The organism is Achromobacter sp. (assembly GCF_057314935.1).
Window position 1 is genome coordinate 1 of record NZ_DBHKZA010000115.1, and the last position, 7,617, is coordinate 7,617.

General features: G+C 68.2%; 8 protein-coding genes and 1 pseudogene. 7 read left to right on the top strand and 2 right to left on the bottom strand.

Annotated features, from left to right (window positions below; all coding sequences use genetic code 11):
• The coding region (locus tag ACO6D5_RS27410) for an alpha/beta fold hydrolase (protein ID WP_485827142.1) at nucleotides 1–627 on the top strand (627 nt) is incomplete at its 5' end.
• Between the two features lie 8 nt (nucleotides 628–635).
• Here the strand turns inward: ACO6D5_RS27410 and ACO6D5_RS27415 are convergent.
• Nucleotides 636–1,583 carry an AraC family transcriptional regulator gene (locus tag ACO6D5_RS27415; RefSeq protein WP_485827143.1) on the bottom strand — a complete coding sequence of 316 codons (948 nt, stop codon included), beginning with the start codon at nucleotides 1,581–1,583 and terminating at the stop codon, nucleotides 636–638.
• A 204-nt stretch (nucleotides 1,584–1,787) separates the two neighbouring features.
• Here ACO6D5_RS27415 and ACO6D5_RS27420 point away from each other — a divergent pair, with 204 nt between their 5' ends.
• From ACO6D5_RS27420 to ACO6D5_RS27440, 5 genes are read left to right on the top strand one after another with little or no spacing between them, the layout of a single operon-like run.
• Nucleotides 1,788–2,342 (top strand): carboxymuconolactone decarboxylase family protein, encoded by a 555-nt coding sequence (locus tag ACO6D5_RS27420; RefSeq protein ID WP_315846236.1) that lies wholly within the window; start codon nucleotides 1,788–1,790, stop codon nucleotides 2,340–2,342.
• The gene (locus tag ACO6D5_RS27425; RefSeq protein WP_485827150.1) at nucleotides 2,342–3,472 is read left to right on the top strand and encodes an acyl-CoA dehydrogenase; all 1,131 of its coding nucleotides are present in this window, start codon (nucleotides 2,342–2,344) and stop codon (nucleotides 3,470–3,472) included. Before ACO6D5_RS27420 ends, ACO6D5_RS27425 begins: the two co-directional genes overlap by 1 nt.
• On the top strand, nucleotides 3,469–4,266 hold the full coding sequence (locus tag ACO6D5_RS27430) for an ATP-binding cassette domain-containing protein (RefSeq protein ID WP_315846237.1): 798 nt from the start codon (nucleotides 3,469–3,471) through the stop codon (nucleotides 4,264–4,266). Before ACO6D5_RS27425 ends, ACO6D5_RS27430 begins: the two co-directional genes overlap by 4 nt.
• A 36-nt stretch (nucleotides 4,267–4,302) precedes the next feature.
• Complete coding sequence (locus ACO6D5_RS27435; RefSeq protein WP_485827144.1) at nucleotides 4,303–5,493, top strand: ABC transporter substrate-binding protein; 1,191 nt, start codon at nucleotides 4,303–4,305, stop codon at nucleotides 5,491–5,493.
• Nucleotides 5,490–6,356 carry an ABC transporter permease gene (locus tag ACO6D5_RS27440; protein WP_485827145.1) on the top strand — a complete coding sequence of 289 codons (867 nt, stop codon included), beginning with the start codon at nucleotides 5,490–5,492 and terminating at the stop codon, nucleotides 6,354–6,356. The genes ACO6D5_RS27435 and ACO6D5_RS27440 overlap by 4 nt, the downstream gene beginning before the upstream one ends.
• 10 nt (nucleotides 6,357–6,366) lie before the next feature.
• On the opposite strand, the gene ACO6D5_RS27445 is transcribed toward ACO6D5_RS27440, so the two are convergent.
• On the bottom strand, nucleotides 6,367–6,936 hold the full coding sequence (locus ACO6D5_RS27445) for a surface-adhesin E family protein (protein WP_315846240.1): 570 nt from the start codon (nucleotides 6,934–6,936) through the stop codon (nucleotides 6,367–6,369).
• 145 nt (nucleotides 6,937–7,081) lie between these two features.
• On the opposite strand from ACO6D5_RS27445, the pseudogene ACO6D5_RS27450 reads away from it, so the two are divergent.
• Nucleotides 7,082–7,617 (top strand): annotated as a pseudogene (locus ACO6D5_RS27450) (hypothetical protein); the annotation flags it as partial.

Below are 7,617 nucleotides of genomic sequence, written 5' to 3' on the forward strand. Positions count from 1 at the left end.
TACGCGCCCAGCTATACCGGCATGGGCGACCGCGCCCACCTGCTGAACAAGGGCATCACGATCGACACGTTCGTCGAAGACCTGGTGCAGGTCATCGAAACAGAAGAGTTGAATGATGTGATTCTGGTGGGCCACAGCTTCGGCGGCATTCCCATCACCGGCGTGGCCGACCGCATTCCCGAGCGCCTGGCGCACCTGGTGTACTTCGACGCCATCGTGCTGCAAAGCGGCCAGAATGCGTTTTCGGTCTACCCGAAGGCGGATGCCGACGCGCGGATTGCCGCGGCCTCGAAGGCCACCGGTGGCCTGGCCGTGCCGATCCCCGATCCGATTCCCGCCGCCTGGGGCTTCACCCCGGGCAGCGCGGACTACGAATGGGTCAAGCGCCGCCTGACTGCGCATCCGCTGGCCAGCTACACCACGCCGCTCACGTTGAAGCATCCCATCGGCAACGGGCGTCCGCGCACCTATATCCATTGCACGCAGCCTGAACTGGCGGTGCTGGAGGAATCGCGCAAGCTGGTGAAATCGCAGCAGGGCTGGAAGTGGGTGGACATCGCCGCCCCGCACGAGGCGCACATCACGCATCCCGGCGTGCTGGCAGAACTGCTGCTGGGTTTGGGCTGAAGTTCGGGCTACACCCCCGGCGGGTTCCCGCCCACGGCGGGGCCGCGCTTGCGCCACGCCGAAGGCGCGACCCCCTCCGTACGCTGGAACACGCGGCTGAACGCGGCCTGGGATTGATACCCCACGCGTTCGGCCGCGTCCTGGATGCCCATGCCCTGGCTCAGGTGGCGGCGCGCGACGCGCATGCGCAGCAGTTGCAGCAATTGGGCGGGCGTCGTGCCGCTTTGCAGGGTGAAGCGGCGATGGAACGTCGCCTTGGACATATGCAGGCGGTCGGCCATGTCCTGCATGCTCCACGTGGCGGCAGGATCTTCCAGGATGGCCTGAAGCAGGCCCGCCATCGCCGGGTCCCGGGCCAGCACGAACAGCCCATAGGCCTGCCGGTCGTGGATGGCCAGATGGCGCAACATGAAAAAGATCAGCAGGTCGGTCAGCCGTTCCAGCACCACGGGCGACCCGCCGGGTTCGCGCGCCGTTTCCCCCAGGATCAATTCGAAGACGCCGCGCGCCGTGCGAAAGCGTTCGTCATCGGCGCGCAGCACCAGGTAGTCGGGCAGGGTGTCGGCCAGCAGGTCTGCCAACCCCGGGCGGAACTGGAAAAACCCGCAGGCCAGTCCCGTGCTGTCCGCTTGGCGCGGCAGCAACGGCTCCATGGCCGTGCACAAGGCACTGCCAGAGGCGGGCGGATCCAGCGGCGTCAAGGCATGCGGGATATCGCGCAGGAAGAAGATGCCGTCGCCCGCGGCCAGCGTCAGCGCGTCTTGCCCTTCGCCCAGATCGACCCGGCAGCGGCCGTGCAGGATCAGATGGAAACTGGCGCGCGCCCGCCCGCTGGTGCTGGCGGACCAATTGCCGCAGTATTGCCCCAGGTGATACAAGCTGGATTGGACTTCCAGGCTGGATAGCAACAGGGCATCGACGGCGGCTTGGTCGGTATGGTCGGGATGGAAGGGCAAGATGGTTGGGCCGGGTAGGGGGCGTCAAACTGATCCGGTCGGAACGCCGTCGCAGTTTGGGAGGATGATGGCAGATCGAATCCGGTTATAAGCGCATAGCTGAAAGTCGATAAGATCTAGCATCAAGTTGCGATCCTCGTGCATTGTCGCTTGCCGCCGGGCACCCGCACAATATGCTTTTCCACGATACCCCAGGAGATCTTCATGGCCCGTTTGCCCGTCCATACCGCGCAAAGCGCTCCCGAACCCACGCGCGCCGCGCTGGCCGCTGCGCAACAGGCCTCGGGATACCTGTCCAACCTGCTGGGCGTGCTGGCCAACGCGCCCGTCGCGCTGGAGGCCTACCAGACGCTGTCGCAGATCAATGCGCGCGCCGGCCTCACCTTGCAGGAACGTGAAGTCGTCCAATTGGTGGCGGGCACGCGCCATGGCTGCACGTTCTGCGTGGCCGGCCATACGGCGCTGGCCCGCAACAAGGCGCGGCTGTCACCCGAAGTCGTGGACGCGCTGCGCGCTCAGGGCGTGGTGCCCGATGAACGCCTGCAGGCGTTGGCGGCTTTCACCGAAGCCGTCATCCAGACGCGTGGCCGTGTCAGCGACGAGGCCCTGCAGGCCCTGCGCGACGCCGGCTACACGGACGGCAACGCGCTCGAAGTGATTGTGGGCGTCGGGCTGGCCACCATCTGCAATTTCGGCAACAACCTGGCCCAGACTCCGCTGAACGACCAATTGCGTGACTACGCCTGGAGCGGCGCGTGATGGCGGGGCAACCGCTCAGCGCGTCGCCCGCTGCGGGCTGGGGCTTGCCCCCGGACTTGGCGGCATGGCTGGACCAGCATGCGGACGCCTTGGACGACGGCAGCCTGGACGCCGCGACCGTGCTGCCCAGGCTGGCCGGCGCGGGCCTCTTCCGGATCGGCGTGCCGGTGGCTCAGGGCGGCTTGCCGGGCACCGACATCGGCGACGCGATCGAGGCCGTGTCTCAGGTGGCCGAGCGGTCGGTCGCCAGCGCCTTCGTGGCCTGGAGCCAGCGCGTCTTCATCGAATACCTGCTGCGCAGCCCGAATACGGTGTTGGCCGACGCCTGGATGGCGCCGCTGCTGGCCGGCGAACACGCCGGCGCCACGGCGCTGTCCAACGCCATGAAGTTCCTGTCGGGCATCGAATCCCTGCAGATCGGCGCCCGCGAAGCCGGGAGCCAATGGGTGCTGGATGGCCGCATGCCCTGGGTGACCAACTTGCGCACCGAGGGGTTTCTGGTCGCGGCCGCGGTCACCGCGCCGGATGGCACGCCTGCCGTGGTGGCGCTGCCGCACGACATCGCCGGCCTGGTCCGCAGCCCGGACCTGTCCTTGTTGGCGCTGCAGTCCAGCAACACCGCGGCGCTGGCGGTGCAGGGCGTGCGTATCGGCCCGGAATGGTTGATCCATCCGGATGCCCGGCAGTATCTGCCGCGCGCGCGCCCGGCGTTCGCGGGGCTGCAATGCGGCCTGTCCATCGGGCTGGCGCGCCGCGCCCTGCAAGCCGCCACGCAGACCGGCCAAGGCCAGGCGTCGCGCGGCATCCTGGGCGAGCCGCTGCAAGCCCTGCACGCGCAGGTCGAAGCGCTTGCCGCCAGCCTGATCGCCGGCGTGCGCAGCGAACGGTTCGTGGCAGAGCCCTGGGCCTTGTTCGAAATCCGCATCGCGCTGGCCGAAGCGGCCAATCAGGCGGTGCAGCTGGAATTGCAGGCCAGCGGCGGCGCGGCCTATCTGAAGCCCGCCGGGGCGGGGTTCGCCCGGCGCTGGCGTGAAGCCGCGTTTCTGCCGATCGTCACGCCCAGCCTGGTCCAGTTGAAGACCGAGTTGGCCAAGCGTCAGGCCAAGCTCGCCGCCGAGGCCGCCGCATGACGGCCGGCGCGCCGTCGGTATTGCAGGCGCGCGGCTTGGCGCTGCGCTATCCCGGCGCGGCGGGTCCGGTGTTCCATGACGTGGACCTGGATCTGGCGCGTGGCGAAGTGGTGGCCGTGCTGGGCGCCAGCGGGGCGGGCAAGTCCAGCCTGTTGCGCGTGCTGGCCGGGCTGCAGGCCGCGACCGCCGGGTCGCTGTTGATGGAAGGCTCGCCCTTGGCGGGCGTGCATCCCCGTGTGGCCGTGGCATTCCAGGACCCCAGCCTCCTGCCTTGGCTGTCGCTGGAACGCAATGTCGCCTTCGGCCTGGATTTCAAGCATCAACCCGCGCTGACGGACAGCCAGCGCAGGACGCGGGTGGACCAAGCCATCGACGAGGTCGGCCTTTCCCACGCGCGGCACCTGCGCCCGGCCCAGTTGTCGGGCGGCATGGCGCAACGCACCGCGTTGGCGCGCTGCCTGGCTCGCCAGCCGTCGGTGTTGCTGCTGGATGAGCCCTTCGGCGCGCTGGACGAGGTGACGCGCGGCGAGATGCAGGCGCTGCTGCGCAAGGTCGTGGCCGATTTTCGGACCGCGGCCGTCCTGATCACCCACGATATCGACGAAGCGCTGGTGCTGGCCGACCGGATCGTGCTGCTGGGCGGCGCGCCCGGACGCATCCTGGGCGTATGGCAGGTCGGCCTGCCGCATCCGCGCGCCGACCTGTTGCCCGAAATGGGCGCGCTGCGCCTGGAAATCCTGACCCGCTTGCGTGCTGCGCTGCGGGCCGTGCGCGGCGATGCCGCGTTGGTTTGAATAGACGGTTGTCGTCCTCTTGCTAGGAGCTCATTGATGTGCCTGGAACACATGTCGCGTCGCGACTGGTTGAAACTCTCGGCCCTGCTGACGGCAGGCGGCGCAACCTCATTGCTGTCGGCGTTCAACGCCCGCGCGCAGAGCGAACCCGACGCGCCCGTGCGCATCGGCTACCTGCCCATCACCGATGCCGCGCCGCTGCTGGTGGCGCATAACAACGGCCTGTTCGACAAAGCCGGCGTCAAGGCCGAGAAGCCCACCTTGCTGCGCAGCTGGGCGCAGGTGATCGAGGCCTTTATCTCGGGCCAGGTGAATGTGGTGCATTTATTGTCGCCCATGACGGTATGGGCGCGCTTCGGCAGCAAGGTTCCGGCCAAGGTCGTGGCCTGGAACCACGTGGGCGGATCGGGCCTGACGGTGGCGCCCGCCATCAACAACGTCAAGGAACTGGGCGGCAAGACGGTCGCCATCCCGTTCTGGTATTCCATCCACAACGTCATGCTGCAGTACCTGCTGCGCGAGAACGGCCTGACGCCGGTGGCGCGCAAGGACGGCTCGGTCGGCGCCAACGAAGTCAATCTGATCGTCATGGCGCCGGCCGACATGCCGCCTGCGCTGGCGCAGAACCGCATCGCCGGCTACATCGTGGCCGAGCCCTTCAACGCGGTCGCTGAAACCCTGGGCGTGGGCAAGGTGCTGCGCTTTACCGGCGACGTCTGGCGCAACCATGCGTGCTGCGTGGTGTTCATGCACGAGCGCGACCTGGAGCAACGCCCGGAGTGGTCGCAAAAGGTGGTTGACGCCATCGTGCAGGCCCAATTGTGGATACGCGACAACCGCGCCGAAACCGCTCAACTGCTGTCCAAGGAAGGCATCAACCGGTATACGCCGCACGGCCTGCCGGCGCTGACCAAGGTGCTGGCGCCGCCCGCGTCCGACCGCGAGGCGTACCTGGGCAGCGGCGCCATCCGTCATGCCGATTGGGACGAACGCCGCATCGACTTCCAACCCTATCCGTTCCCGAGCTACACCGAGGAGCTGGTGCGCCGCCTGCGCGACACGCTGATCGAGGCCGACCGGGGCTTCCTGGCCGACCTGGACCCGGCGCGCGCCGCGCGCGAATTGGTCGACGACCGTTACGTCAAACGCGCGATCGAATCCGTGGGCGGCCTGAACCGCTTCGGCTTCCCGGACGCCTACACGCGGACCGAAATGGTGCAGGCGTGACGGCTCGCGAGTCATTCGCGGGTTCGCAAGGGCACGCGCCGGCCGGTCCCGCCGGATCCGCCGGCCCGGCCGGATCAAGCGCTATAGCGCCCGGCCGTCCCGGCAACGCCGGCCTGGGCCTGGGCGGGCGGTGCGCACTGGGGCTGGCCGGCTTGGCGGCCTTGCTGGCGCTGTGGTGGCTAGGCACCGACGTCTTGTCGCCTGCGGGCGGCATGGCGCGGCGCTTTTCGCCGGGCGCCACCTTCGTCAGCCTGGCCGAACTGCTGACCGCATCGGACTTGCCCATGCATATCCTCGTCAGCCTGCGGCGCATCGCCGTGGGGCTGGGCTTTGCGCTGTTGATCGGCGTGCCGCTCGGGCTGGCGATCGGCAGTTGGCGGCGGCTGGAGGCCGCAGTGTCGCCCGCCATGCAGTTCCTGCGCATGATCTCGCCGCTGTCATGGATGCCGATTGCGGTGATGGTGTTCGGCGTGGGCGACGATCCTGTGTACTTCCTGCTGACCTTCGCCGCCGTCTGGCCCATCGTGCTGAACACCGCGGCGGGCGTGCAGCAGCTGGATCCGCGTTGGTTGCAACTGGCCCAAAGCGTGGCCGCCACGCGCTGGGAGACCTTGCGCAGCGTGATCCTGCCCGGCGTGCTGGGCCACATCCTGACCGGGGTGCGGCTGGCCATCGGCATCCTGTGGATCGTGCTGGTGCCTTGCGAAATGCTGGGCGTGTCTGCGGGAATGGGATATTTCATCCTGGACACGCGCGACCGGCTGGCCTATTCCGAACTGATGGCCATGGTGCTGATGATCGGGGTCCTGGGCTTCCTGCTGGACGCGGCGGCGCGCGCGCTGTACCGCTATTGGCGCGGGTAGGGCGCCACGCCTACTTGCGCACCGTCTTGCCCGGAGGCGGGCACACCATGGCGCGCAGTTTGCGCTGGACCGGGTCGCGCGCCACCGGCGCGTTGTGGATGCCGGCCACCGGGATCGATTCCACCAGCGCGCCCGTGGCGTTGCTGCCGGCGTAGTGCCGGGTCTCGGTGACCGTGTAGGTGTTGGCGCTGCAGTTCAGCAGGACGGGCTGCGCCACCGAACCATACGACTGGCCGTTCGTCTCCGAGACACGGGGCTGCGCATAGAACCAGGCGACCGTGACCGCCATCACGACGGGCCGGTCGGTCATCGGCGCAATGGACGCCGTGTCGTAGAACACGCCAGGCATCGCCTGCGGATCCAGTGGCGTCCACGCCGGGCCCTCGCCGAAGATGAGGTTCGACACGTCAAGGTCGCGGGGCAAGATATTCACGGCGCAGGCATCGGGAGGAATCGGGTCGCCTTCACGCACGGTCACGGCCTGGCAGACCTCGGGCGGCGCGGCAGCGACCGATTGCGTCCAGCCGGCAGTCCCCAGCATAGCCAGGGCCAGGGCGAAGCGTGCGTGCCTTGCGATCATGTCGGGTTTCCGTGTGCAGCCGGGTGCGGTGTGAGAGTATGTCACGTCAGTATAGAGAACGATGCACAACACGCTATAGTTTCGTCAATTTCCAAAAGTCGCCGGCCGGATGGCGGGCGCCCACGCATCAGGATGCTTTGCAGCCATGAACCTTAGACTGCTTGCCAGCGGCGCCGCGATCGCGGTTGCAGGGATCATCGGCTATGGCCTCTATCAGCAGGTGCCCCTGGGCAAGCCGCTAGCGCGCAGCGAGGTGATCGGCGAACTCAACGGCCCGCCATTCGCCTTGTCGTCCCGGGTGTCCCTGCATCGGTTCGGCGAGCGCCAACTGCTGATCGGCCAACGGCTGGTCTCGGGCAAGGACATGGCCGCACTGGAAAAGGCGCCGCTGCTGGACGCGCTGGTGCCGGCCCTGAACACGCGCCCTCAGAATCCGTGGCAATTGGCCGACACGCGCAACCTGATCTATGGCGGGCAGGGCACGGGTGTGTTCGAACTGCTGGGCTCGATCAGCGGCGACACGGGCGTCAGCCTGATCGGTTCTCCCCAAGGCCGCACGCTGTACCTGGTCACCGGCACGCCGCGCAGCCCCGCTGCGTCGACCGGGGGCGAGCCGCCGGCCGCCTGGGAAACGCTGCGCTCGGACGACCAGGGCAAGACCTGGACCTACGACCCTGACGT

Coding starts and splice junctions, on each gene's coding strand:
- ACO6D5_RS27420 (WP_315846236.1), top strand. CDS start 1,788: ATGGCCCGTTTGCCCGTCCATACCGCGCAAAGCGCTCCCGAACCCACG.
- ACO6D5_RS27445 (WP_315846240.1), bottom strand. CDS start 6,936: ATGATCGCAAGGCACGCACGCTTCGCCCTGGCCCTGGCTATGCTGGGG.
- ACO6D5_RS27425 (WP_485827150.1), top strand. CDS start 2,342: ATGGCGGGGCAACCGCTCAGCGCGTCGCCCGCTGCGGGCTGGGGCTTG.
- ACO6D5_RS27435 (WP_485827144.1), top strand. CDS start 4,303: ATGTGCCTGGAACACATGTCGCGTCGCGACTGGTTGAAACTCTCGGCC.
- ACO6D5_RS27430 (WP_315846237.1), top strand. CDS start 3,469: ATGACGGCCGGCGCGCCGTCGGTATTGCAGGCGCGCGGCTTGGCGCTG.